The sequence below is a fragment of the Streptomyces sp. NPDC058964 genome, from assembly GCF_042741275.1.
In the GTDB taxonomy this organism is placed as follows: Bacteria; Actinomycetota; Actinomycetes; order Streptomycetales; family Streptomycetaceae; genus Streptomyces.
Genome location: NZ_JBHYKH010000042.1, coordinates 1 through 20,036, shown reverse-complemented (window position 1 = coordinate 20,036; position 20,036 = coordinate 1). Strand labels below are relative to the sequence as shown.

The window sequence follows — 20,036 nt, the reverse complement described above, 5'->3', positions numbered from 1 at the left end:
ATAGGCGCTATCTGCTTGCAAATTGCAGGTAACTAACACGTCTCGCAGCCTCGGGCCCCCGGCAGTGACCGCTTGTTCCGCGCCTCCTTGTTCCGCGCGGCCAGCAGTTCGTCGGCCGGGTAGCCGACCTCTTCCAGCGTCAGCCCGTGCGGCCGTACGACATGCACGGCCGAGTCCCGGACCCCCGCCGCGAGTACCTTCCCCGGCCAGTCGGGCGCCCGGTGCCCGTCACCCACGAACAGCAGCGCCCCGATCAGCGAGCGCACCATGTTGTGGCAGAAGGCATCGGCACGGACGGTGGCGGTGATGATCCCGTCACCCCCGCGCACCAGGCTCAGCTCCTGCAGCGTACGGATCGTGGTCGCGCCCTCGCGCTTCTTGCAGTACGCGGCGAAGTCGTGCTCCCCCAGGAGCCGCTGGGCGGCCTCGTTCATGGCGTCGACGTCGAGCGGCCAGTCGTGCCAGAGCACATGGCCCCGCAGCAACGGGTCGACACCGCCGGGGTTGTCCGTGACGCGGTACGCATAGCGCCGCCAGACCGCCGAGAAACGGGCGTTGAAGCCACTGGGCGCCTCCCTCAGGGCCCACACCCGGACGTCCTTGGGCAGCCGCCCGGCGAGCCGCTTGAGCAGCTTCTCGTGGTGCTCGCGCCAGACCTGCTCGGGCAGATCGACATGCGCGACCTGTCCCCGCGCGTGCACCCCGGCGTCGGTGCGCCCCGCGACGGTCAGCTCGTACGTCGTCTCCCCCGACCGGGTCACCGTACGCAGGGCGTCCTCGATCTCCCCCTGCACGGTCCGCCTCCCGCCGGCCTGCTTGGCCCAGCCGTGGAAGCCGGCGCCGTCGTAGGACAGGTCGAGGCGGATACGGACGTGCCCGGGCTGTACTTCGTCACTCACTCCTGGATCCTCTCAGGAAACGCGGAACGGGCCCGCCCCCAGGGGGACGGACCCGTTCACCGCAAGGCAGAGCCTCAGGCGTCCTTGGACTCCTCGGCCGGAGCCGCGTCCTCGACGACCTCGTCGGCCTTGGTCTCCTCGACCTTGGCCTCCTCGGCCTCCTTGACCGCACGCTTGGTGGCGGCCTCGGCCTCGCCCACGGCCTTCTGCTGCACCGTCAGCGCCTCGACCAGCTCGATGACAGCCATGGGCGCGTTGTCGCCACGGCGGTTACCGATCTTGGTGATGCGGGTGTAGCCACCCGGACGGTTCTCGTAACGCGGGCCGATCTCGGTGAAGAGCGTGTGGACGACGCTCTTGTCCGTGATGACCTGGAGCACCTGACGGCGGTTGTGAAGGTCGCCCTTCTTCGCCTTGGTGACCAGACGCTCGGCGTACGGGCGAAGGCGGCGGGCCTTCGCCTCGGTGGTGGTGATACGGCCGTGCTCGAACAGCGACTTCGCGAGGTTCGCGAGGAGCAGCTTCTCGTGCGCGGCGCTGCCGCCCAGACGGGCACCCTTGGTGGGCTTCGGCATTGTTCTTCTCCTGTGTGTCTGCCGCGGCCGTGTCAGGTACCGCGGTCAGTATCTGAGCAGACGGTTGTCTGTCAGAGATCCGGACGGCACCCCCGAAGGGGCATGTCGTCCGGAAGGGGCGCGGGGAACTGCGCGATCAAGCACAGCGCACCCGCACCCGAGTACGGACCGTCCGGCCGAGCTGTCAGTACTGCTCGGTCTCGACGAACCCGGCGTCCGCGTCGTCGTCGGCACCGAAGGCGTCGGCGGCGGCGGTCGGGTCGAATCCGGGCGGGCTGTCCTTCAGGGCCAGGCCCATGCCGGCCAGCTTCGCCTTGACCTCGTCGATCGACTTCGCACCGAAGTTGCGGATGTCGAGCAGGTCGGCCTCGGAACGCGCCAGGAGCTCACCCACCGAGTGGACGCCCTCACGCTTGAGGCAGTTGTAGGAGCGGACCGTGAGCTCCAGCTCCTCGATCGGCAGAGCGAGGTCCGCGGCCAGGGCGGCGTCCGTCGGGGACGGACCCATGTCGATGCCCTCGGCGTCGATGTTCAGCTCGCGGGCGAGACCGAACAGCTCGACCAGCGTCTTGCCGGCGGACGCCATGGCGTCACGGGGGCGCATGGCCTGCTTCGTCTCGACGTCGACGATCAGCTTGTCGAAGTCGGTCCGCTGCTCGACACGCGTGGCCTCGACCTTGTACGTGACCTTCAGCACGGGGCTGTAGATGGAGTCGACCGGAATACGGCCGATCTCCTGGCCCACCTGCTTGTTCTGCACGGCGGAGACGTAGCCGCGACCGCGCTCGACGGTCAGCTCCATCTCCAGCTTGCCCTTGCCGTTGAGCGTGGCGAGGACCAGGTCGGGGTTGTGCACCTCGACACCGGCCGGAGGCGCGATGTCGGCCGCGGTGACCAGACCCGGGCCCTGCTTGCGCAGGTACATCACGACCGGCTCGTCGTGCTCCGAGGAGACGACCAGCTGCTTGATGTTGAGGATCAGGTCGGTGACGTCCTCCTTGACGCCCGGCACGGTGGTGAACTCGTGCAGGACACCGTCGATGCGGATGCTGGTGACAGCAGCGCCGGGGATCGACGACAGGAGGGTACGACGGAGGGAGTTGCCGAGGGTGTAGCCGAAGCCCGGCTCCAGCGGCTCGATCACGAACCGGGAGCGGAACTCGTCGACGACCTCTTCGGTCAACGAGGGACGCTGAGCGATCAGCATGTGTGGATCAGATCCTTCTTTCGTGGACGCCCGCTATTTGACGTCCGACGGAAACCGCACCCGTGAGGAGTGCGGGTAACTGCAAGGGTACGGGCGGCACGACCCCTACGGAGCCGTACCGCCCGGAACCTGAGCCAGACGAAGGCCGTGCGTCAGACGCGGCGGCGCTTCGGCGGACGGCAGCCGTTGTGCGGGGTCGGGGTGACGTCCTGGATGGAGCCGACCTCGAGGCCCGTGGCCTGCAGGGAGCGGATCGCGGTCTCACGACCGGAGCCCGGGCCCTTGACGAACACGTCGACCTTGCGCATGCCGTGCTCCTGGGCGCGGCGGGCAGCCGACTCGGCGGCCATCTGCGCGGCGAACGGCGTGGACTTCCGGGAGCCCTTGAAGCCGACGTGGCCGGCGGAGGCCCAGGAGATCACGTTGCCGGACGGGTCCGTGATGGAGACGATCGTGTTGTTGAACGTGCTCTTGATGTGCGCGTGGCCGTGAGCGACGTTCTTCTTTTCCTTGCGGCGCACCTTCTTGGCAGCGCCCTGACGACCCTTGGGGGGCATCTACTAACTCCTACGGGAGGTGGTCGGTCCTACAGCGAAGACCGTGGACAGGTGTCCGCTGCGGACTACTTCTTGCCCGGCTTCTTCTTGCCGGCGATGGCGCGACGCGGGCCCTTGCGGGTGCGGGCGTTGGTGCTGGTGCGCTGACCGCGGACGGGGAGACCGCGGCGGTGACGGAGACCCTGGTAGCAGCCGATCTCCACCTTGCGGCGGATGTCGGCCTGGATCTCGCGACGAAGGTCACCCTCGGTCTTGATGTTGTTGTCGACGTACTCGCGGATCGCGACCAGCTGCTCTTCGGTCAGGTCACGAACGCGGGTGTTCGGGTCGACGCCGGTCGCAGCCAGCGTCTCCTGCGAGAGGGTCCGGCCGATGCCGAACACGTAGGTGAGGGCGACCTCCACGCGCTTTTCGCGCGGGATGTCAACACCGGAAACGCGTGCCATTCAATGGCTCCAGTTGATCTTCGGAGGTCTTCCGCAGAACCGACTCCCAGCCGCCGTACGAGGTACGGACTGGGTCCCCGGCCTCCGAGCCGGGGGTGTCAAGCCGTGTCGGCTTGGGCCCTGCGTATGAACATATTCAGCTTGCGTCGCGCGAATCTCTGCGGAGTACAGAGGGTGCGGTCGTGCGTCAGCCCTGGCGCTGCTTGTGGCGCGGGTTCTCGCAGATGACCATGACCCGACCGTGACGGCGGATCACCCTGCACTTGTCGCAGATCTTCTTGACGCTCGGCTTGACCTTCATTGGATTGAGGTTCTCCGGGTCAGTGCCATCACCCCGCCGGAACGGGGTGCGGGCAAGATCTACTTGTAGCGGTAGACGATCCGGCCACGCGTCAGGTCGTACGGAGACAACTCCACCACGACCCGGTCGTCAGGGAGGATGCGGATGTAGTGCATACGCATCTTGCCGCTGATGTGTGCCAGGACCTGGTGGCCGTTCTGGAGCTCGACCTTGAACATGGCGTTCGGCAGAGACTCGACGACAGTGCCCTCGATCTCGATGGCACCTTGCTTCTTGGCCACGCTTCGCCCTTCGAATCGACTACCTTGATCGACTCCCGTGCGTTGTAGCATTCGCATGCGGACATGCGGGTGCACCAGAGCCGACGAGTCAGTCTACGTCAGCAAACCCGGAAAGGCGAAACGGGGAAGTCTGCCCCACCCGGGAGATCAACATGCGACGGGGTCCACCTCAGCCGCGACGCCCCCGGGAATCCCGGGGGCGTCGGGTGCACTGACCGGCGACTCTCAGCCCAGCGGGTCCGGCGCCGCCGTCACGCCGTACTCGGCCAGCTTCGCCTTACCGCCGTCCGGAGCCGTCAGGACCAGCGGGCCCTCCTCCGTCAGCGCGACCGAGTGCTCCCAGTGCGAGGACCAGGTGCCGTCGGTGGTGATGACCGTCCAGTCGTCCTCGAGGACCTCGGTCTTCGGGGTGCCCAGGGAGACCATCGGCTCGATGGCGAGGCAGAAGCCCGGGACCAGCTTCGGGCCCTTGCCGCGGCGGCGGTCGACGTAGTTCAGCAGGTGCGGGTCCATGTGCATCTCGGTGCCGATGCCGTGCCCGCCGTAGTCCTCGATGATCCCGTAACGGCCGCCGCCGGGCTTCGGCTGACGGCGGATGTACGTCTCGATCGCACGGGAGACGTCCACCAGCCGGTTGCCCTGCTTCATGGCCGCGATGCCGGCCCACATCGACTCCTCGGTCACCCGGGAGAGCTCGACCAGCTCCGCGGAGTGGCCGGAGCCGACGAAGGCGGTGTAGGCCGCGTCACCGTGCCAGCCGTCGACGATCGCGCCGCAGTCGATGGAGATCATGTCGCCGTCCTTGAGGACGACCTTGTCGGACGGGATGCCGTGGACCACCACGTCGTTCACCGAGGTGCAGATCGTCGCGGGGAAGCCGCCGTAACCGAGGAAGTTCGACTTGGCGCCGTGCTCGGCGAGCACCTTGCGGGCGACCTCGTCCAGGTCCTTGGTGCTGGCCCCGGGGACCGCCGCCTCCCGCGTGGCCGCGTGGATCGCGGCGACCACCAGCCCCGCCGCACGCATCTTCGCGATCTGCTCGGGGCTCTTGATCTGCACCATGAGGGGCCTGCGCTCTCCGTCACTCACGTCAACCGGTTACTTGCACAACAGTACGGCCGCGGTGCCCTGGGAGTCCCCGGCGAAGTCCGGAGGAGGGCACCGCGGCCGGAAACGGCCCGAGAACTACTTCTCGTCGTCCTTGTCACGCTTGAGCGCCTCCAGCGCCCGCTGCGTGATCTCGTCCACCGGGCCCAGGGAGGAGATCGTCACGACCAGGCCCTGCGCCTTGTAGTAGTCGATGATCGGCTCGGTCTGCGTGTGGTAGACCTCCAGCCGCTTGCGGACGGTCTCCTCGGAGTCGTCGTCGCGCTGGTACAGCTCACCGCCGCAGACGTCACAGACGCCTTCCTTCTTCGCCGGGCTGTACGTCACGTGGAAGACGTGGCTGGAGTCCTTGCGGCAGATGCGGCGGCCCGCGATGCGCTTGACCACCTCGTCCTCGGGGACCTCGAGGTCCAGCACGGCGTCGAGCTTGATTCCCTCGGTCTTGAGCAGCTCGTCCAGCGCCTCGGCCTGGGAGACGTTGCGCGGGAAGCCGTCCAGCAGGAAGCCGCCCTCGGCGTCGGGCTGCTCCATGCGGTCCTTGGCCATGGCGATGGTGACCTCGTCCGGGACGAGGTTGCCGGCGTCCATGTAGGACTTCGCGAGTTTCCCGAGCTCCGTCTGCTGGCTGATGTTGGCGCGGAACAGATCGCCCGTGGAGATGTGCGGGATGTTCAGCTTCGCGGCAAGGCGAACGGCTTGCGTTCCCTTACCGGCACCCGGCGGCCCGACGAGGACGATACGCATCAGCGGAGGAACCCTTCGTAATTGCGCTGCTGGAGCTGGCTCTCGATCTGCTTCACCGTCTCGAGACCCACACCCACGATGATCAGGATGCTGGTCCCGCCGAACGGGAAGTTCTGACTTGCCCCGAAGCCGACCAACGCCATCGTCGGTACGAGAGCGATCAGGCCCAGATACAGCGAACCCGGCCAGGTGATCCGGTTGAGCACATAGCTGAGGTACTCAGCGGTCGGTCGGCCAGCCCGGATGCCCGGGATGAAGCCACCATACTTCTTCATGTTGTCGGCGACTTCTTCGGGGTTGAAGGAGATCGCGACATAGAAGAAGGCGAAGAAAACGATGAGCAAGAAGTACAAGGTGATGTAAATCGGGTGGTCACCCTTGGTCAGATTCTGCGTGACCCACTGCTTCCAGCCGGCATTGCCGCCTGCGAACTGCGCGACGAGGGCCGGAATGTAGAGCAGCGACGACGCGAAGATGACAGGAATCACACCCGCCTGGTTCACCTTGAGCGGGATGTACGTGGACGTACCGCCGTAGGAACGCCGGCCGATCATGCGCTTCGCGTACTGCACCGGGATGCGCCGCTGGGCCTGCTCGACGAAGACGACGAGCGCGACCATGACCAGGCCGACCAGGATCACGGTGCCGAACTCGATCCAGCCGCCGGCCAGGGTGCCCTGCTTCTTGATGGCCCACAGCGCGGACGGGAAGGTCGCGGCGATCGAGATGAACATCAGGATCGACATGCCGTTGCCGATGCCGCGGTCGGTGATCAGCTCACCGAGCCACATGACGACGGCCGTACCGGCGGTCATGCAGATGACCATCGTGATCGTGGTGAAGATCGAGCGGTCCGGGACGATCTGGCTGGCGGACGGGCAACCGGAGAACAGCGCGCCACTGCGGGCGGTGGCCACCAGACCGGTGCCCTGCAGGATGGCGAGCGCCACGGTCAGGTAGCGGGTGTACTGCGTGATCTTCGCGGTGCCGGCCTGCCCCTCTTTCTTGAGGGCCTCCAGGCGTGGAATCACCACGGTCAACAGCTGCAGGATGATGCTCGCCGTGATGTACGGCATGATGCCGAGAGCGAAGATCGTGATCTGCAGCAGCGCCCCGCCACTGAACATGTTGACGAGACCGAACAGGCCCTGGTTGCCCTTGGCCACCTCGATGCACGTCTGGACGGTCTTGTAGTCGACGCCCGGGATCGGGATATGGGTGCCGACCCGATACACCACGATGATGGCGAGCGTGAAGAGCAGCTTCTTGCGCAGGTCGGGCGTCCTGAACGCCCGGGCGAACGCGGTGAGCACGGTTCCTCCTGCGACCCTCGCGCCGCGCGCGACAGGGACTAGTCGTATCAACATGGCCCAGCGGGCCGAACGATGTTTTCTACCACCCCGTCGCCGTACGACGTATCACGCGCGGGCACAGGTGGACCTCAAGGACTCTAACAGTGCGTGCGCAGCCTGGTGAAGTTCGCCTGCCCGTAAGGCTCGTCGACGCCGCTCGTGGATGGCTGGATCTTCTCCCAAGACGGTCAAACACCTTTGACAACGCTCGAACCACCCGAATAGTTTCCCGCGGATCGAAAAAATGATCTTGTGCGGGAGGTCTCCCGCACAGAAACGGGGAGGTTCCACCATGCGCACCCCGTCGCAGAAGCTGTTGGCGACGGCCGCCATCGCCGTGACCGCGGCGCTCGGCGTGGCCACCACCGGCACGCCCGCCTTCGCGTCGACCAACGCCTCGGTCTACACCACCGAGGGCCACGAGGCCGGCATGGGCAACTTCGCGGGCGACGCCAGCCCCGGCAGCTCCAAGGAGCGCTGGAATGCCTGCGACCACAGGAACGACGGCTACTGGACCGTCACCACGATCAGGCAGGTCTGACCACCGAGAGCCGGTGTCCGTGCGATCGGCGTCGAACACCGGCTTTCGCGTGCCCGTACGGGCCGCACACCGGCATCCGGCGGACATACGGCAGGGCCGGGCAGCTCCCCGAAGGGAACTGCCCGGCCCTGTTGCGTACGCGGCAGTGCCGCCCGGGCTCAGACGAGCTCGGTGACGGTACCGCCGGCGGCGGTGATCTTCTCCTTGGCGGAGCCGGAGACGGCGTCGACCGTCACCTGCAGCGCCACGGAGATCTCGCCCTGGCCGAGGACCTTGACGAGGCTGTTCTTGCGAACGGCACCCTTGGCCACGAGACCCTCGACGGTGACCTCGCCACCCTCCGGGTACAGCGCGGCCAGCTTGTCGAGGTTCACGACCTGGAACTCGGTCTTGAACGGGTTCTTGAAGCCCTTCAGCTTCGGGAGGCGCATGTGCAGCGGCATCTGGCCACCCTCGAAGCGCTCCGGAACCTGGTAACGGGCCTTCGTGCCCTTGGTACCACGACCGGCCGTCTTACCCTTCGACGCCTCACCACGACCGACACGGGTCTTGGCGGTCTTGGCGCCCGGGGCGGGACGGAGGTTGTGGATCTTGAGCGGGTTCTGCTCCGCCATGATCAGTCGACCTCCTCGACCGTCACGAGGTGGCGGACGGTGTGCACCATGCCGCGGAACTCGGGGCGGTCCTCCTTGACGACCACGGTGTTGATCCCCTTGAGACCAAGCGACCGCAGAGTGTCACGGTGGTTCTGCTTGCTGCCGATGTACGACTTCGTCTGCGTGATCTTGAGCTGTGCCATTACGCACCAGCCCCGGCACGCGCACGAAGCAGGGCCGCGGGCGCGACGTCCTCGAGCGGCAGACCACGGCGGGCCGCGATCTCCTCGGGGCGCTGCAGGCCCTTCAGGGCCTCCACGGTCGCGTGCACGATGTTGATCGCGTTGTCGGAGCCGAGCGACTTCGACAGCACGTCGTGGATACCGGCGCACTCGAGCACGGCACGCACCGGACCACCGGCGATAACACCGGTACCGGGGGACGCGGGCTTGAGCAGCACGACGCCGGCAGCCTTCTCACCCTGGATCGGGTGCGGGATGGTGCCCTGGATGCGGGGGACCTTGAAGAAGTGCTTCTTGGCCTCCTCAACGCCCTTGGCGATGGCGGCCGGCACCTCCTTGGCCTTGCCGTATCCGACACCCACGGTGCCGTCACCGTCGCCCACCACGACCAGCGCGGTGAAGCTGAAGCGACGACCACCCTTCACAACCTTGGCGACGCGGTTGATCGCGACAACGCGCTCAACGTACGCGGTCTTCTCGGCGGCAGCAGCGCCGCCGTCACGGCCCTTCCGGTCCCGCCGCTCGCCGCCACCGGCACCGCCACCGCGGCGCTGGGGTCCAGCCATTGGAATTACCTCTCTCTGTTTCCGCTAGCTACGGCAGGCTCAGAACTTGAGCCCGGCTTCGCGGGCGGCGTCCGCCAGGGCGGCGATGCGCCCGGCGTACTGGTTGCCACCACGGTCGAACACGACAGCCTCGACACCGGCGGCCTTGGCACGCTCGGCGACCAGGGCGCCGACCTGCTTGGCCTGCGAGGACTTGTCGCCCTCGCCACCGCGGACGGACGCGTCCAGGGTGGACGCGGACGCCAGGGTGTGGCCCTTGAGGTCGTCGATCACCTGCGCCACGATGTGGCGGTTGGAGCGGGTCACGACCAGACGGGGACGCTCCGCCGTACCGGCGATCCGCTTGCGGATCCGGATGTGACGGCGCTTGATCGCGGCGCGCTTGTAGGCGTCGCCCTTGAGGATCTTCTGCCCGTATGCCATGGCTTACTTACCCGCCTTTCCGACCTTGCGGCGGATGACTTCGCCCTCGTACTTGACGCCCTTGGCCTTGTACGGGTCGGGCTTGCGCAGCTTGCGGATGTTGGCCGCAACCTCGCCGACCTTCTGCTTGTCGATGCCCTCGACCTGGAAGCGGGTCGGGGTCTCCACCTTGAAGGTGATGCCCTCGGGCGCCTCGACGGTGATCGGGTGGCTGTAGCCGAGCGCGAACTCGAGGTTCGAGCCCTTGGCCGTGACGCGGTAACCGACACCGCTGATCTCGAGCTTCTTCACGTAACCCTGGGTCACGCCGGTGATCATGTTCGCCACCAGCGTGCGGGACAGGCCGTGCAGGGCCTTGTTCTGACGCTCGTCGTTCGGACGGGTGACGTTCAGCACGCCGTCCTCACCCTTGACGATGTCGATCGGCGCGACGACGGTGTGGGTCAGCGTGCCCTTGGGGCCCTTGACCGAGACCGTACGGCCGTCGATGGTGACGTCCACGCCGGCGGGAACCGTGATGGGGAGCTTGCCAATACGCGACATAGCTGTTTCCTCCGTTCCCTTCCGCTACCAGACGTAGGCGAGGACTTCCCCACCCACGCCCTTCTTGCCGGCCTGCTTGTCGGTGAGGAGCCCGTGCGACGTGGAGATGATCGCCACGCCGAGGCCGCCGAGCACCTTCGGCAGGTTGGTGGACTTCGCGTAAACCCGGAGACCGGGCTTGGAGATCCGCTTGATGCCCGCGATGGAGCGCTCACGGTTCGGGCCGAACTTCAGCTCGAGGACAAGGTTCTTGCCCACCTCGGCGTCCTCGACGCGCCAGCCCGTGATGAAGCCCTCCTGCTGGAGGATCTCCGCGATGTGCGACTTGATCTTCGATGCCGGCATCGTCACGGAGTCGTGGTATGCCGAGTTCGCGTTCCGCAGACGCGTAAGCATGTCTGCGATCGGATCAGTCATGGTCATGAATTGGCCTTCGGCCTCTCTCGCCGGGGTTTCCTGATGCGCCATCCCTCTCCCCGATCCGAGACGGGACGGGTGCGGCGCGGTGGACCTACGGCGTAGTAAGTCGTACGGGCGCGGCAGACGCCCAACCCCACAAGCCTACGGCATGCGGAGAAGGGCCCCTGCCGACCCAGATGCTTACCGAGAGCTTCAGGAATCCCCTATTTCGGGGATTACCAGGAGCTCTTGGTCACGCCCGGCAGCTCGCCACGGTGAGCCATCTCACGAAGGCACACGCGGCACAGGCCGAACTTGCGGTACACGGAGTGCGGACGGCCGCAGCGCTGGCAGCGGGTGTAGCCACGCACACCGAACTTGGGCTTGCGAGCAGCCTTAGCGATCAGAGCCTTCTTCGCCATCTCGCTCACGCCTCCTTGAACGGGAAGCCGAGGTGACGAAGGAGCGCGCGGCCCTCAGCGTCGTTGGTCGCCGTGGTGACCACGGTGATGTCCATACCCCGGACACGGTCGATCTTGTCCTGGTCGATCTCGTGGAACATGACCTGCTCCGTGAGACCGAAGGTGTAGTTGCCACGGCCGTCGAACTGCTTGGGGGACAGGCCGCGGAAGTCGCGGATGCGCGGCAGCGCGAGCGACAGGGTGCGGTCCAGGAACTCCCACATGCGGTCGCCACGGAGCGTGACGTGGGCACCGATCGGCTGGCCCTCACGCAGCTTGAACTGCGCGATGGACTTGCGGGCCTTGGTGACGGCCGGCTTCTGACCGGTGATGGTGGTCAGGTCGCGGATCGCGCCCTCGATCAGCTTCGAGTCACGGGCGGCGTCGCCGACACCCATGTTGACCACGATCTTGACGAGGCCGGGAACCTGCATGACGTTCTCGTACTTGAACTCGTCACGCAGCTTGCCCGCGATCACCTCGCGGTACTTCTGCTTCAGACGCGGAGTGGTGGTGGTAGCCATCAGATGTCCTCACCCGTCCGCTTGGCAACGCGGATCTTGTTGCCCTCATCGTCGAAGCGGTAACCGACACGCGTGACGACCTTCTGACCGTCCTTCTCAACGACCAGCTGGACGTTGGAGATGTGGATCGGCGCCTCGGTCGTGACGATGCCACCGGCCTGCGAACCGCGAGCGGTCGGGCCGGCCTTGGTGTGCTTCTTGACCCGGTTGACACCCTCGACCAGGACGCGCTCCTCGCGCGGGAAAGCGGCAATGACCTTGCCCTGCTTGCCCTTGTCCTTGCCGGTGATGACCTGGACCAGGTCGCCCTTCTTGATCTTCATGCTTACAGCACCTCCGGCGCGAGCGAGATGATCTTCATGAACTTCTTCTCGCGCAGCTCACGGCCGACCGGGCCGAAGATGCGGGTGCCGCGAGGGTCGCCGTCGTTCTTCAGAATGACGGCGGCGTTCTCGTCGAAGCGGATGTACGAGCCGTCCGGACGGCGGCGCTCCTTGACGGTGCGAACGATGACCGCCTTGACGACGTCACCCTTCTTCACGTTGCCACCGGGGATCGCGTCCTTGACGGTGGCGACGATGACGTCACCGATGCCCGCGTAGCGGCGACCGGAGCCACCGAGCACACGGATGCAAAGGATTTCCTTCGCACCAGTGTTGTCGGCGACGCGCAGTCGCGACTCCTGCTGGATCACGTCTATCTCCTGTTTGTCTGCCGGTTCCCCGGGGGCCGCTCGGTGAGCGGCCCCCGGAGCCTGGCGGAACTGTCCTGCGAGGGATGCCCCGCAGGAGAATTACTTGGCCTTCTCGAGGATCTCGACGACGCGCCAGTGCTTGCTGGAGGACAGCTTCCGGGTCTCCATCAGGAGGACGCGGTCGCCGACACCGGCAGCGTTCTGCTCGTCGTGCGCCTTGAGCTTGTTGGTACGGCGGATGACCTTGCCGTACAGCGCGTGCTTCACGCGGTCCTCGACGGCGACGACGACGGTCTTGTCCATCTTGTCGCTGACGACCAGACCCTCACGGGTCTTCCGCGCGTTGCGCTCAGTCTGCTCAGTCACGTTCTTCTCGCTCATCAGGCGTTCTCCACCGTTTCGATGCCCAGCTCACGCTCGCGCATCAGGGTGTAGATCCGCGCGATGTCCTTGCGGACCGCCTTCAGACGGCCGTGGTTCTCGAGCTGGCCCGTCGCCGCCTGGAAGCGGAGGTTGAACAGCTCTTCCTTGGCCTCGCGGAGCTTGCCCAGAAGCTCCTCGTTGCCCAGCTCGCGCAGCTCGGACGCCTTGGTACCGACCGACATCACGCTTCACCTGCCTCGCGCTTGACGATGCGGCACTTCATCGGCAGCTTGTGAGCCGCACGAGTGAGAGCCTCACGCGCAATCTTCTCGTTCGGGTAGGACAGCTCGAACATGACCCGGCCCGGGTGCACGTTCGCGATCCACCACTCCGGCGAACCCTTACCGGAACCCATGCGGGTCTCGGCCGGCTTCTTCGTGAGCGGGCGGTCCGGGTAGATGTTGATCCAGACCTTGCCGCCACGCTTGATGTGGCGGGTCATCGCGATACGGGCCGCCTCGATCTGGCGGTTGGTCACGTACGCCGGCGTGAGGGCCTGAATGCCGTACTCGCCGAACGCGACCGTCGTACCGCCCTTGGCCTGACCACGGCGCTTCGGGTGGTGCTGCTTGCGGTGCTTGACCCTACGGGGGATCAGCATGTCGGTCAGGCCTCCGTTCCGGTGCTCTCAGCCGGAGCGGCGGGGGCCTCGGCCTTGGGGGCCTCGGCACCGGCAGCCTGCTGCGGCTTGCGACCGCGCCGCTCGCCACCGCGGCCACCACGGGCCGGGCGGTCGGCGCCACCGCGGGCCGGGCGGTTACCCGCACGGGCGGCAGCGTTCTCGGCGCGGACCTCGGCGATGTTCTTGACGTCGCCCTTGTAGATCCAGACCTTCACACCGATGCGGCCGAAGGTCGTCTTGGCCTCGAAGAAGCCGTAGTCCACGTTCGCGCGGAGCGTGTGCAGGGGCACGCGGCCCTCGCGGTAGAACTCCGAGCGGGACATCTCGGCGCCGCCGAGGCGGCCACCGCACTGGATCTTGATGCCCTTGGCGCCGGCCTTCATGGCGGACTGCATGCTCTTGCGCATGGCCCGACGGAAGGAGACGCGGGAGGAGAGCTGCTCGGCAACGGCCTGGGCAACCAGCTGAGCGTCGGTCTCGGGGTTCTTGACCTCGAGGATGTTCAGCTGGACCTGCTTGCCCGTGAGCTTCTCGAGGTCACCGCGGATGCGGTCGGCCTCGGCGCCACGGCGGCCGATGACGATGCCCGGACGAGCGGTGTGGATGTCCACACGCACGCGGTCACGGGTGCGCTCGATCTCAACCTTCGAGATGCCGGCGCGCTCCATGCCGGACGTCATCATCCGACGGATGGCGACGTCTTCCTTGACGTAGTCCTTGTACAGCTTGTCGGCGTACCACCGGGACTTGAAGTCCGTGGTGACACCGAGCCGGAACCCATGCGGGTTAACCTTCTGGCCCATTACCGGGTTCCTTCCTTGCTGCTGACGACCACGGTGATGTGGCTGGTCCGCTTGCGGATCCGGTAGGCACGGCCCTGAGCACGCGGACGGAACCGCTTCAGGGTCGGACCCTCGTCGACGTACGCCTCGGAGATGTAGAGGCTGTCGGCGTCGGTGTGGTCGTAGTTGTGCGCGGCGTTGGCGATGGCGCTGTCGAGCACCTTGCCGACCGGCACGGAGGCTGCCTGCGGAGCGAATCGCAGAACAGCCTGGGCCTCCGTGGCGTCCATGCCACGGATGAGGTCCACCACGCGGCGGGCCTTCATGGGCGTGACGCGGATGTACCGCGCCTGGGCCCTGGCTTCCATGGTTGTCCCTTCAGTTACTTACGTGTCTGAATGCGATCCGCTACTAGCGGCGCTTCGACTTCCGGTCTTCCTTGACGTGGCCCCGGAAGGTGCGGGTCGGCGAGAACTCGCCGAGCTTGTGGCCGACCATCGACTCGGTGACGAACACCGGGATGTGGGTCTTGCCGTTGTGCACCGCGAGCGTGTGGCCCAGCATGGCCGGGACGATCATCGAGCGGCGGGACCAGGTCTTGATGACGTTCTTGGTGCCGGCTTCGTTCTGGGCGTCCACCTTCTTGATCAGGTGGTCGTCGACGAAGGGCCCCTTCTTCAGGCTACGAGGCATCTCAACCCGTCCTTAGCGCTTCTTGTTCGTCTTGCGGCGGCGGACGATGTACTTGTTCGACGCCTTCTTGGGCGAACGAGTACGGCCTTCCTTCTTGCCCCAGGGGGACACCGGGTGGCGACCACCCGAGGTACGGCCCTCACCACCACCGTGCGGGTGGTCAACCGGGTTCATCACGACACCACGGACGGTCGGGCGAACGCCCAGCCACCGCTTACGGCCGGCCTTACCCCAGTTGATGTTGCTCTGCTCGGCGTTGCCGACCTCACCGATGGTGGCGCGGCAGCGGACGTCGACCAGGCGGATCTCGCCGGACGGCATGCGCAGGTGGGCGTAGGAGCCCTCCTTCGCGAGCAGCTGCACGGAGGCACCGGCGGAGCGGGCGAACTTGGCACCGCCACCGGGACGGAGCTCGATCGCGTGGATCGTGGTACCGACCGGGATGTTGCGGATGGCCAGGTTGTTGCCCGGCTTGATGTCGGCCCCGGGACCGTTCTCGACGCGGTCACCCTGCTGCAGGTTGCGCGGGGCGAGGATGTAGCGCTTCTCGCCGTCGGCGTAGTGCAGCAGCGCGATGCGCGCGGTGCGGTTGGGGTCGTACTCGATGTGCGCGACCTTCGCCGGCACGCCGTCCTTGTCGTGACGACGGAAGTCGATCACGCGGTAGGCGCGCTTGTGTCCGCCACCCTGGTGGCGAACGGTCACACGACCGGCGTTGTTACGGCCGCCCTTGCTGTGCAGGGGGCGGACCAGCGACTTCTCCGGCGTGGACCGCGTGACCTCGACGAAGTCGGCGACGCTGGCGCCACGACGGCCCGGCGTAGTCGGCTTGTACTTGCGGATTCCCATTTCTCAGTCCTCGTCCGATATCGGACGATCCGGACCGCCCTTAGGCGGTCGGACCGCCGAAGATGTCGATACGGTCGCCCTCGGCGAGGGTCACGATCGCGCGCTTGCTGCCGGCACGCTGACCGAAACCGGTCTTCGTGCGCTTGCGCTTGCCCTGGCGGTTGATCGTGTTGACCCCGGTGACCTTGACCGAGAAGACCGCCTGGACGGCCTGCTTGATCTGGGTCTTGTTGGCGTTCGGGTCGACGATGAACGTGTACTTGTTCTCGTCGAGGAGCGCGTAGCTCTTCTCGGAGACGACCGGCTTCAGCAGGACGTCACGGGGGTCCGTGTACGACTTGCTCAGCGGGGTCTCGACGGTGTTCTTGCCCTCGGTGGCGTGGCGACGCGCCTTGGCGACGCGCGCGGCCTTGGCGGCCTTGGCGGCCTTCGAGGCAATGCTCGGGTGACGCGTAGCCATCAGGCCTCGCTCCCTTCGGTGTCATTGGCCTTCGGGCCGGACACGAAGGACTCGAAAGCGGCCTGGGTGAAGACCACGTCGTCCGAGACGAGAACGTCGTACGTGTTCAGCTGGCCCGGCTCCAGGATGTGGACCTGGGGCAGGTTGCGGGCGGACAGCCACGCGGCCTCGTCGGCGCGCTCGACGACCAGGAGCAGGTTCTTGCGCTCCGAGATCTTGCCGAACAGGCTCTTGGCGGCCTTGGTGCTGGGGTTCTCGCCCTCGACCACGCCGGAGACGACGTGGATGCGGTTGTGACGCGCCCGGTCGGTGAGGGCACCGCGCAGGGCGGCGGCCTTCATCTTCTTGGGGGTGCGCTGCGAGTAGTCACGCGGCACGGGACCGTGCACGACGCCACCACCGGCGAACTGCGGCGCGCGGGTCGAACCCTGGCGGGCGCGACCGGTGCCCTTCTGGCGGTACGGCTTCTTGCCGCCACCACGGACCTCGCCACGGGTCTTCGTCTTGTGGGTGCCCTGGCGGGCAGCGGCCAGCTGCGCGACGACGACCTGGTGGATCAGCGGAACGCTGACCTTGGCGTCGAAGATCTCCGCGGGGAGCTCGACGGAACCGGCCTTGTCGCCCGCCGGCGAAAGGATGTCAACAGTGCTCATCGGTTACCTCAGGCCCCCTTGGCCGCGGTGCGGACCAGGACGAGGCCGCCGTTCGGACCGGGAACCGCGCCCTTGATGAGCAGCAGACCCTTCTCCGCGTCAACGGCGTGGACGGTCAGGTTCTGGGTGGTGACCCGCTCGTTGCCCATGCGACCCGCCATGCGGAGGCCCTTGAACACGCGGCCCGGGGTGGCGCAGCCACCGATGGAACCGGGGGAGCGGTGCTTGCGCTGGGTGCCGTGTCCGGCGCCGAGGCCCTTGAAGTTGTGACGCTTCATGACACCGGCGAAGCCCTTGCCCTTGCTCTTGCCGGTCACGTCGACCTTGATGCCGGCCTCGAACACCTCAGCGGTGATCTCCTGGCCGAGGGTGTACTCGCTGGCGTCAGCGGTACGGATCTCGACGAGGTGGCGGCGGGGAGTGACGTCGGCCTTGGCGAAGTGACCCTTGAGGGGCTTGTTCACCTTGCGCGGGTCGATCTCGCCGAAAGCGATCTGGACGGACTCGTAGCCGTCGACATCGTTCGTACGGACCTGGGTGACGACGTTGGGGCCGGCCTTGACGACGGTGACCGGAACAACACGGTTGTTCTCGTCCCACACCTGCGTCATGCCGAGCTTCTCGCCCAGGATGCCCTTGATCTGCTTAGCCATTCTCAGCTCACCGACCCTCAGAGCTTGATCTCGATGTCGACACCGGCCGGGAGGTCGAGTCGCATCAGAGAGTCAACGGTCTTGGGGGTGGGGTCGAGAATGTCGATCAGGCGCTTGTGCGTGCGCATCTCGAAGTGCTCGCGCGAGTCCTTGTACTTGTGCGGCGACTTGATGACGCAGTACACGTTCTTCTCAGTGGGCAGCGGCACCGGGCCCGCGACCGACGCACCAGTGCGGGTCACCGTCTCGACGATCTTCTTCGCCGAGGAGTCGATGACCTCGTGGTCGTAGGCCTTGAGCCGGATGCGGATCTTCTGTCCCGCCATGGCTACTCAGTAGTCCTGTCTCTTCAACGCTCTGGAACCCGGTGTTCCCGTCCCCGCTCCTCCGACCCACGCGGTCGGGCGTGTCGCGCTCCCGCTGACAGAGATGTCCCTTGTTCGAACATCCCTACGGGACTGCACACGGCCCTGCCGGAACCGCAAGCCAGGGGCGGAAGGCCCACCGGGCGCCTGGCCGGTGCCGCGCCCACACTTCCCGGAAGATTCCCGTACGTCCGCCCCAGTGCTGCCCGCAGGCAGTTAGGGCGACGAGTACTGTGGGACTCGCTTCCGGTCCTCCCGGCGGGAGGCGCGCAGCATCAACACTCGACCGAGCAACTCCGACAGTCTGCCATATGGGGCGGGGGGTGCGCCAATCGGGCCGGAGAGAATACCCCCAGGGTGACGTAGGTCAAACACGGGGCGCCGATGCCCGGGCGGGTGGGGTCGCCCGCACGATCCGGAGCGGAGCCTCCTCCAGCGAACAGTTGAACGCCGGCCCGGTCGCCGCCGTTCCGATACGCCCCTCACTGCGCTCGAACGCGGCATCCCACTCCTGGGTGGGTACCGAGCGGGCGCGGGGTACCCACCCGCCTCGTACTCAGCGGGTACTGAGTAGCTCTACCGCTGTGGCGTGCCCGGTCGGCGGCTTGGATCGGTTGCATGCACACGGACACTTCCGCCACGTCGCCGCGTCCCTTCCTCCACGGGTACCGGACCATCACCCTGATCGGCGCGTTCTTCGTCGCCGTCATCGGCTTCGGCGCGTACGCCTGCCAGTCACTGGAAGGCGGGCCCGTGCGGTCGGACGCCGAGTACCGGGCACGGGTGACGCAGACGAAGAAGGCGGGCATGGAGGCGGTGCGTGCGCTGACTCCGGCTCCGGAGGAGGCCGCGGAGCCGCCGGGAAGGACACTCGACGACATCGCCCAGACGGGCGGCAGTACGTCCTGCGTGGACGACTTCGGAGTCGACGACGGCGGCGTGACCCGGGACGAGCCCATCTTCTTCTGGGAGTTGACCTTCGCCCGGCACAGCGACTACCTCGCCGCCGTCGACGATCTGCGACGGGAGTGGAAGCGGCAGGGGTTGACCGTGAAGGACGTACCGGCTCCCGGCAAGGGCGAGCCCGGCGCGGGGCTGCCGGGCCTCACCACCACCGACGAAGAGGGCGTCGAGGTCTCCTTCCGCCCTGACTGGTACTCCGGCAAGCCCGTCGTGCGCGCGGACGGGGGCTGCATACGGCACGCCTACTGAACAGGCTCGCCCAACAGCTCCTCCAGCGCCTCCTCGTAGGCCCGGCAGGCGGGCCACTCGCCACATTCGGAAGACCTGGAGCGGGGCACTGCGGCCGGTGGAGTCCGCCCGGTCGCAGGCGGTGCGGAGAATGCCGGCGACCCGGGGCGCCCCCGCGCGGGCTTCCGTACGGCGGCCCCGACGGCCACTCCGAGCAACTCATCCAGAAACGAGGTCAGTTGCACGTCCGCGGCCATGCGGCGCACGGTCGGCGGCTCCTCGAGTTTCCCGAAGGGGTCCGGGACTCCGGCACGAATCTCAGCGGATGGATCTCACTCACCGGCCGCGTACGCGACGAAAGCGGTCCAGGAGGTGGGCGGGAAGGCGAGCCGGGGGCCGTCGTCCGCTCGGTGCGGAACTTCAGCGTGCTTCTGCCCCTCACCCCGCGTGGAGCCCGCCTCGCCCGGCTGCTCGCCACCGAGCGACTGAGCTGGCCGCCAACGCGGCCACGCACGGACGGGTGCAGGGGCGTGACTTCCGGCTGAGCATGTACGTCGTCGGCGACACCCTCCGTATCGAGGTGACGGACACGCGCGGGGACGGTGCCCCCTGTCCGCAGCGCCCCTCCGCCGAGTCCGAGGCCGGCCGTGGGCTCGTCCTCGTCGAGGCCCTCGCCGACCGGTGGGGCGTCGCCCCGGGACCGCGTCCACGCACGACGGTCCGGGCCGAGCTGACCGCGCCCTGGGGAGCCGCACCGTTGTGAACACGGCAAAGAGGCCCGTACGACCGAAGTCGTACGGGGCTCTCCGACAGCAACCACGTCAGAGACCCGGGCGGGGCCGTTCAAAATCACTTGTTGTTCTTGGTGACCGGGCCGGGGCCCCCCG

At 67.0% G+C, this 20,036-nt stretch carries 33 protein-coding genes and 1 pseudogene; 3 read left to right on the top strand and 31 right to left on the bottom strand.

Features of this window, described 5'->3' with window-relative positions:
* Window positions 1-32: 32 nt before the first annotated feature.
* The 10 genes from truA to secY form a co-directional block, all read right to left on the bottom strand.
* Window positions 33-899, bottom strand: coding sequence for a tRNA pseudouridine(38-40) synthase TruA (gene truA, locus ACFW2E_RS08365; RefSeq protein ID WP_384463248.1), 867 nt, complete (start codon window positions 897-899; stop codon window positions 33-35).
* Between the two features lie 74 nt (window positions 900-973).
* Window positions 974-1,474, bottom strand: a complete 501-nt coding sequence (rplQ, locus tag ACFW2E_RS08360; RefSeq protein WP_384463245.1) for a 50S ribosomal protein L17 — start codon at window positions 1,472-1,474, stop codon at window positions 974-976.
* A gap of 184 nt (window positions 1,475-1,658) precedes the next feature.
* Window positions 1,659-2,681, bottom strand: a complete 1,023-nt coding sequence (locus ACFW2E_RS08355; protein WP_384463242.1) for a DNA-directed RNA polymerase subunit alpha — start codon at window positions 2,679-2,681, stop codon at window positions 1,659-1,661.
* Between the two features lie 152 nt (window positions 2,682-2,833).
* A complete protein-coding gene (gene rpsK, locus ACFW2E_RS08350; RefSeq protein WP_003956432.1) occupies window positions 2,834-3,238 on the bottom strand; it encodes a 30S ribosomal protein S11 in 405 nt (134 codons plus the stop codon).
* Between the two features lie 65 nt (window positions 3,239-3,303).
* Window positions 3,304-3,684 carry a 30S ribosomal protein S13 gene (rpsM, locus tag ACFW2E_RS08345; RefSeq protein ID WP_116148529.1) on the bottom strand — a complete coding sequence of 127 codons (381 nt, stop codon included), beginning with the start codon at window positions 3,682-3,684 and terminating at the stop codon, window positions 3,304-3,306.
* 187 nt (window positions 3,685-3,871) lie between these two features.
* Window positions 3,872-3,985: a 50S ribosomal protein L36 gene (gene rpmJ, locus ACFW2E_RS08340; protein ID WP_003998809.1), complete on the bottom strand. Its 114-nt coding sequence runs from the start codon at window positions 3,983-3,985 to the stop codon at window positions 3,872-3,874.
* 59 nt (window positions 3,986-4,044) lie between these two features.
* Complete coding sequence (infA, locus tag ACFW2E_RS08335; RefSeq protein WP_003948620.1) at window positions 4,045-4,266, bottom strand: translation initiation factor IF-1; 222 nt, start codon at window positions 4,264-4,266, stop codon at window positions 4,045-4,047.
* Between the two features lie 225 nt (window positions 4,267-4,491).
* Window positions 4,492-5,328: a type I methionyl aminopeptidase gene (map, locus tag ACFW2E_RS08330; RefSeq protein WP_384463273.1), complete on the bottom strand. Its 837-nt coding sequence runs from the start codon at window positions 5,326-5,328 to the stop codon at window positions 4,492-4,494.
* A gap of 123 nt (window positions 5,329-5,451) precedes the next feature.
* Window positions 5,452-6,117: an adenylate kinase gene (locus ACFW2E_RS08325; RefSeq protein WP_384463235.1), complete on the bottom strand. Its 666-nt coding sequence runs from the start codon at window positions 6,115-6,117 to the stop codon at window positions 5,452-5,454.
* The gene (gene secY / locus ACFW2E_RS08320; protein WP_384463232.1) at window positions 6,117-7,430 is read right to left on the bottom strand and encodes a preprotein translocase subunit SecY; all 1,314 of its coding nucleotides are present in this window, start codon (window positions 7,428-7,430) and stop codon (window positions 6,117-6,119) included. Before secY ends, ACFW2E_RS08325 begins: the two co-directional genes overlap by 1 nt.
* Before the next feature lie 331 nt (window positions 7,431-7,761).
* Between secY and ACFW2E_RS08315 the strand changes: the two genes are divergently transcribed.
* A complete protein-coding gene (locus ACFW2E_RS08315; protein ID WP_384463229.1) occupies window positions 7,762-8,010 on the top strand; it encodes a hypothetical protein in 249 nt (82 codons plus the stop codon).
* A gap of 158 nt (window positions 8,011-8,168) precedes the next feature.
* Here the strand turns inward: ACFW2E_RS08315 and rplO are convergent, their stop codons facing one another.
* From rplO to rpsJ, 21 genes are all read right to left on the bottom strand, one after another.
* Complete coding sequence (gene rplO, locus ACFW2E_RS08310) at window positions 8,169-8,624, bottom strand: 50S ribosomal protein L15 (protein WP_023547373.1); 456 nt, start codon at window positions 8,622-8,624, stop codon at window positions 8,169-8,171.
* A gap of 2 nt (window positions 8,625-8,626) precedes the next feature.
* Complete coding sequence (rpmD, locus tag ACFW2E_RS08305) at window positions 8,627-8,809, bottom strand: 50S ribosomal protein L30 (protein ID WP_095748087.1); 183 nt, start codon at window positions 8,807-8,809, stop codon at window positions 8,627-8,629.
* A complete protein-coding gene (gene rpsE, locus ACFW2E_RS08300) occupies window positions 8,809-9,414 on the bottom strand; it encodes a 30S ribosomal protein S5 (RefSeq protein ID WP_009190144.1) in 606 nt (201 codons plus the stop codon). Before rpsE ends, rpmD begins: the two co-directional genes overlap by 1 nt.
* A gap of 39 nt (window positions 9,415-9,453) precedes the next feature.
* On the bottom strand, window positions 9,454-9,837 hold the full coding sequence (gene rplR, locus ACFW2E_RS08295; RefSeq protein ID WP_067299854.1) for a 50S ribosomal protein L18: 384 nt from the start codon (window positions 9,835-9,837) through the stop codon (window positions 9,454-9,456).
* A gap of 3 nt (window positions 9,838-9,840) precedes the next feature.
* The gene (gene rplF, locus ACFW2E_RS08290; RefSeq protein WP_020941678.1) at window positions 9,841-10,380 is read right to left on the bottom strand and encodes a 50S ribosomal protein L6; all 540 of its coding nucleotides are present in this window, start codon (window positions 10,378-10,380) and stop codon (window positions 9,841-9,843) included.
* Window positions 10,381-10,404: 24 nt separating this feature from the next.
* Window positions 10,405-10,803 carry a 30S ribosomal protein S8 gene (gene rpsH / locus ACFW2E_RS08285; RefSeq protein WP_030046382.1) on the bottom strand — a complete coding sequence of 133 codons (399 nt, stop codon included), beginning with the start codon at window positions 10,801-10,803 and terminating at the stop codon, window positions 10,405-10,407.
* A gap of 212 nt (window positions 10,804-11,015) precedes the next feature.
* Entirely contained in the window at window positions 11,016-11,201 is a 186-nt protein-coding gene (locus tag ACFW2E_RS08280; protein ID WP_003948630.1) for a type Z 30S ribosomal protein S14, read from the bottom strand.
* Between the two features lie 5 nt (window positions 11,202-11,206).
* On the bottom strand, window positions 11,207-11,764 hold the full coding sequence (rplE, locus tag ACFW2E_RS08275; RefSeq protein WP_384463222.1) for a 50S ribosomal protein L5: 558 nt from the start codon (window positions 11,762-11,764) through the stop codon (window positions 11,207-11,209).
* Complete coding sequence (gene rplX, locus ACFW2E_RS08270) at window positions 11,764-12,087, bottom strand: 50S ribosomal protein L24 (protein ID WP_384463219.1); 324 nt, start codon at window positions 12,085-12,087, stop codon at window positions 11,764-11,766. Before rplX ends, rplE begins: the two co-directional genes overlap by 1 nt.
* A gap of 2 nt (window positions 12,088-12,089) precedes the next feature.
* Complete coding sequence (rplN, locus tag ACFW2E_RS08265; RefSeq protein WP_003998823.1) at window positions 12,090-12,458, bottom strand: 50S ribosomal protein L14; 369 nt, start codon at window positions 12,456-12,458, stop codon at window positions 12,090-12,092.
* 99 nt (window positions 12,459-12,557) lie between these two features.
* Window positions 12,558-12,839, bottom strand: a complete 282-nt coding sequence (rpsQ, locus tag ACFW2E_RS08260) for a 30S ribosomal protein S17 (RefSeq protein ID WP_263211605.1) — start codon at window positions 12,837-12,839, stop codon at window positions 12,558-12,560.
* The gene (gene rpmC / locus ACFW2E_RS08255; RefSeq protein ID WP_055632347.1) at window positions 12,839-13,063 is read right to left on the bottom strand and encodes a 50S ribosomal protein L29; all 225 of its coding nucleotides are present in this window, start codon (window positions 13,061-13,063) and stop codon (window positions 12,839-12,841) included. Before rpmC ends, rpsQ begins: the two co-directional genes overlap by 1 nt.
* The gene (gene rplP, locus ACFW2E_RS08250) at window positions 13,063-13,482 is read right to left on the bottom strand and encodes a 50S ribosomal protein L16 (RefSeq protein ID WP_004927269.1); all 420 of its coding nucleotides are present in this window, start codon (window positions 13,480-13,482) and stop codon (window positions 13,063-13,065) included. The genes rpmC and rplP overlap by 1 nt, the downstream gene beginning before the upstream one ends.
* Window positions 13,483-13,487: 5 nt before the next feature.
* Window positions 13,488-14,306, bottom strand: coding sequence for a 30S ribosomal protein S3 (rpsC, locus tag ACFW2E_RS08245; RefSeq protein ID WP_055706471.1), 819 nt, complete (start codon window positions 14,304-14,306; stop codon window positions 13,488-13,490).
* Window positions 14,306-14,653 carry a 50S ribosomal protein L22 gene (rplV, locus tag ACFW2E_RS08240; protein WP_019329637.1) on the bottom strand — a complete coding sequence of 116 codons (348 nt, stop codon included), beginning with the start codon at window positions 14,651-14,653 and terminating at the stop codon, window positions 14,306-14,308. The genes rpsC and rplV overlap by 1 nt, the downstream gene beginning before the upstream one ends.
* Before the next feature lie 43 nt (window positions 14,654-14,696).
* Complete coding sequence (rpsS, locus tag ACFW2E_RS08235; protein WP_023547380.1) at window positions 14,697-14,978, bottom strand: 30S ribosomal protein S19; 282 nt, start codon at window positions 14,976-14,978, stop codon at window positions 14,697-14,699.
* A gap of 12 nt (window positions 14,979-14,990) precedes the next feature.
* Complete coding sequence (gene rplB / locus ACFW2E_RS08230; RefSeq protein ID WP_316750094.1) at window positions 14,991-15,827, bottom strand: 50S ribosomal protein L2; 837 nt, start codon at window positions 15,825-15,827, stop codon at window positions 14,991-14,993.
* A 40-nt stretch (window positions 15,828-15,867) separates the two neighbouring features.
* Entirely contained in the window at window positions 15,868-16,287 is a 420-nt protein-coding gene (rplW, locus tag ACFW2E_RS08225; protein ID WP_145886671.1) for a 50S ribosomal protein L23, read from the bottom strand.
* Entirely contained in the window at window positions 16,287-16,940 is a 654-nt protein-coding gene (rplD, locus tag ACFW2E_RS08220) for a 50S ribosomal protein L4 (RefSeq protein WP_316750089.1), read from the bottom strand. The genes rplW and rplD overlap by 1 nt, the downstream gene beginning before the upstream one ends.
* 8 nt (window positions 16,941-16,948) lie before the next feature.
* Window positions 16,949-17,593 carry a 50S ribosomal protein L3 gene (gene rplC, locus ACFW2E_RS08215; RefSeq protein WP_020135811.1) on the bottom strand — a complete coding sequence of 215 codons (645 nt, stop codon included), beginning with the start codon at window positions 17,591-17,593 and terminating at the stop codon, window positions 16,949-16,951.
* A gap of 17 nt (window positions 17,594-17,610) precedes the next feature.
* A complete protein-coding gene (gene rpsJ / locus ACFW2E_RS08210) occupies window positions 17,611-17,919 on the bottom strand; it encodes a 30S ribosomal protein S10 (protein ID WP_003948644.1) in 309 nt (102 codons plus the stop codon).
* Between the two features lie 657 nt (window positions 17,920-18,576).
* Here rpsJ and ACFW2E_RS08205 point away from each other — a divergent pair.
* Together ACFW2E_RS08205 and ACFW2E_RS08200 are read left to right on the top strand one after the other, a co-directional pair.
* Window positions 18,577-19,170 carry a hypothetical protein gene (locus ACFW2E_RS08205; RefSeq protein ID WP_384463209.1) on the top strand — a complete coding sequence of 198 codons (594 nt, stop codon included), beginning with the start codon at window positions 18,577-18,579 and terminating at the stop codon, window positions 19,168-19,170.
* A gap of 389 nt (window positions 19,171-19,559) precedes the next feature.
* Window positions 19,560-19,912 (top strand): annotated as a pseudogene (locus ACFW2E_RS08200) (ATP-binding protein).
* Window positions 19,913-20,036 lie beyond the last annotated feature (124 nt).